4 protein-coding genes are annotated in these 2,784 nt (G+C 66.7%); 2 read left to right on the forward strand and 2 right to left on the reverse strand.

Features of this window, described 5'->3' with window-relative positions; translation table 11 throughout:
• Positions 1–734: cytochrome c (locus tag DBR12_RS10965; protein ID WP_146185514.1), on the forward strand; the 734-nt coding region annotated here is incomplete at its 5' end.
• A 509-nt stretch (positions 735–1,243) separates the two neighbouring features.
• Here the strand turns inward: DBR12_RS10965 and DBR12_RS10970 are convergent.
• The gene (locus tag DBR12_RS10970; protein ID WP_108617274.1) at positions 1,244–1,786 is read right to left on the reverse strand and encodes an EVE domain-containing protein; all 543 of its coding nucleotides are present in this window, start codon (positions 1,784–1,786) and stop codon (positions 1,244–1,246) included.
• A gap of 428 nt (positions 1,787–2,214) precedes the next feature.
• On the opposite strand from DBR12_RS10970, the gene DBR12_RS10975 reads away from it, so the two are divergent.
• Entirely contained in the window at positions 2,215–2,526 is a 312-nt protein-coding gene (locus DBR12_RS10975; protein WP_108617276.1) for a TIGR03643 family protein, read from the forward strand.
• Between the two features lie 49 nt (positions 2,527–2,575).
• On the opposite strand, the gene DBR12_RS10980 is transcribed toward DBR12_RS10975, so the two are convergent.
• Positions 2,576–2,784, reverse strand: a 209-nt coding sequence (locus tag DBR12_RS10980; protein WP_108617275.1) for a TIGR02450 family Trp-rich protein, incomplete at its 5' end; no start/stop codon positions are given.

Genomic DNA, 2,784 nt, shown 5'->3' on the forward strand with positions numbered 1-2,784 from the left:
AATGGAACCGGGGCGCCTACCTGGTGCAGGGCGTGGGCCACTGCGGCGCCTGCCACACGCCGCGCAATGCACTGGGCGCTGAATTGGGCGGTGCCGCGTTCCTCTCCGGCGCCATGGTCGATGGCTGGGAGGCGCCCGCGCTCACGGGCCTCTCAAAAGCGCCCGTGCCCTGGACGGCCGATGCGCTGTACGCCTACCTGCGCCACGGCCACAGCCCGCAGCACGGCAGCGCCTCCGGCCCCATGGCGCCCGTGGTGCGCGAGCTGGCCCACTTGCCCGACGACGACATCCGCGCCATGGCAAGCTATTTGGCCTCGTTCACCGCTGCGGAAGCCGCCACCCAGCCAGCCCACCGCGCACAAGCCGCCGTGGCCCAGGCCGCCGCACTGGCCCCGCAGCCCGGCCAAGCCCAGCGTTTGTTCGACGGTGCCTGCGCCGCCTGCCACCACGACGGCGACGGCCCGAAGCTGCTGGGCGTGAACGTGCCCTTGGCGCTCAACAGCAACCTGCACAGCGACCGGCCCGACAACCTGCTGCAGGTCATCGTGCACGGCATTCGCGAGCCTGCTGCGCGCGACATCGGCTTCATGCCCGGCTTCGGCCACGCGCTCAGCGACGCGCAGATCACCGAGCTGGCGGGCTACATGCGCCAGCGATACGCACCGGGCCGCCCGGCGTGGCGCGATGTGCCCGAGGCATTGGCTCGCGTGCGGGCGGGGCCTGCGCATCCTTGATTTTTAGTTTTGTTGCCCGCTAGCGATTGATGGATAAGCGCTGATAGCTATAAAAACAGGAGTGATCGAAGCTGAAGGCGGCCTGGCACTGCCGCGCCTGTGGGCCATCGATTGCCCCGTGGGACATAAACAGCGCCGCCAATTCCCCTCACATCGCCGCATTGCCCCCGTGCCACGTTGGCACAGTGGCATGGGGCTTGGTCCATGGTGGGGCAGGCCAGTGTGCTGGTGGGGCTACGGGCCTGCACCATGCACCGTGATCCCTCGGCCCACCTGCTTGGTGGCCGAAGAAGACTTCCTCCAAGGAGAACACCATGCCCAATGGCGAACTGGAAATCCACGAGATCGTGCTGCGCATGCTGCGCGAAGGCTATGCGGCCCTGAACGCGGCGCAACGAAAGGTTGTGGATGCGTTGATGGCCGTATGTTGAGGGGCTGCGTCGGCAGCTGCCAGCCCTACGTGGCACCTTCTGGAGGGCGGTCAGTGTTTGCCGTCCACTGGCGTGCCGCTATGTCCAACGCAGCAGGGCTGTATCTGCCTCCATCGCTTGTGCAATGAGGCGCATGTCGTTGTCGCTCACGGCAAACAGCCCAAAGCGGAACTTGCTGCCCCAGCGCTGTCGGTCGCCCACAAACTCCAGCGCGTCCAGCAGCGGCGCAATCGCCGCCTCACGTGCAGGCACATAGGCCACGTCCCGCCGCGACGGCACAAACCCGCCACCCATGTCAAACGCATACGGCGCGCCCGGCAACACGATGCCGATGGAGACAAACGCCTGCAGCCGGTCCTTGCCACCCATCGTGATGGTGGGCGCGTAGTACGCCACGCGGTCGCCGGGCCGGATGCGCTGCAGCGGCGCAACCTTGCCATGGCACACCTGCATGTAGCCTGCGCCCGCCGTGGCACAGCCACGGCGGGCGTGCTGGGCGCAGGCCACGGCGATCCAGTTGCGGCGCGTGGTGGCTGCAGGGGGCGCTGCCGACAGGGGCATGTCGCCGCGTGCAAGCTCGGCATCCGGCCAAAGGGGGCGTTGCAGCAGGGCGTCGATCATGAAAAAGCTCCTGGTCAAAGAATCCACCGATGGTGCGGGCCTGCTGCTGACACCGCAGTGTCAGTACCTTTGCAGCATCCTTGTCTGCACCGCACCGCACCGCACCGCACCAACTCCCAATCTGCCTAGCCCACCCGAACGCCCGCCACCATCCGCCATCCGCGACGCACCCGTGGTGGGTGCTTGTTTTCGCCAGGGGGTAGGTGCAAATCCCCCTTGCTGCCGCCATGCTCAGGCTGGCGTACCCGCTGGGTCTAAAACAGCGCCGTCTTCAGGTGCTTTTCAGGCCCTACCGCCTGATAGGCAAGCGCTAATAGCTATTAAATAAATAGCATAAGGGCATCTGAAGCGCCCGCACGTCAATGGCCGGGCCGGTGTCCAATAGCTCCGTGCCCGGCCCAGGCTTTTGCCACGTGCACGCTTTCACCATGCACACCCACCACGCACTGCACACCCCCAGCGCCCCGCGCGCTGCCACCCATCAGCCCACCGTGCTGGCGGCCGAAGACATCTCCCGCATCATCGAGATGGCGTGGGAAGACCGCACACCGTTCGAGTCCATTGCGCTGCAGTTCGGGCTGAACGAGGCAGCCGTCATCACCCTCATGCGCCGCCAGCTCAAGCCCGGCTCTTTTCGCCTGTGGCGCCAGCGTGTGACGGGGCGGGCCACCAAGCATGCTGCCTTGCGCTCGCCTGCGGTGAGCCGGGCCTATTGCCCCACGCAATACAAACACCGATAGCGCCCGACGCCACGCTGGTCCAACCACCGCTGGTAGCGAAGCAGCCCGGCTACACCCATCCCTGGTGCCAGCGCGCGGCGTCTTGCAAGTCGCGCCAGGGCATCACCATGCTGCGGCCAGAGATCACGGCCTCCAGTTCGACCGCTTCAATGGGCAGGTCGGGGCTGGCGGGGGGCACCACGCGGGTGACCAGAAAGTGCTTTTCCTTGTTCACCGCCACCACGGCGGTCCACTTGCTCAGGGGCAGCTTGTGGGGGG

The organism is Acidovorax sp. HMWF029 (genome assembly GCF_003060895.1).
GTDB lineage: Bacteria > Pseudomonadota > Gammaproteobacteria > Burkholderiales > Burkholderiaceae_C > Acidovorax.

Bases quoted from the DNA above. Each gene is read 5' to 3' on its own strand.
- DBR12_RS10970 (WP_108617274.1), bottom strand. From the start codon at position 1,786: ATGATCGACGCCCTGCTGCAACGCCCCCTTTGGCCGGATGCCGAGCTT.
- DBR12_RS10975 (WP_108617276.1), top strand. From the start codon at position 2,215: ATGCACACCCACCACGCACTGCACACCCCCAGCGCCCCGCGCGCTGCC.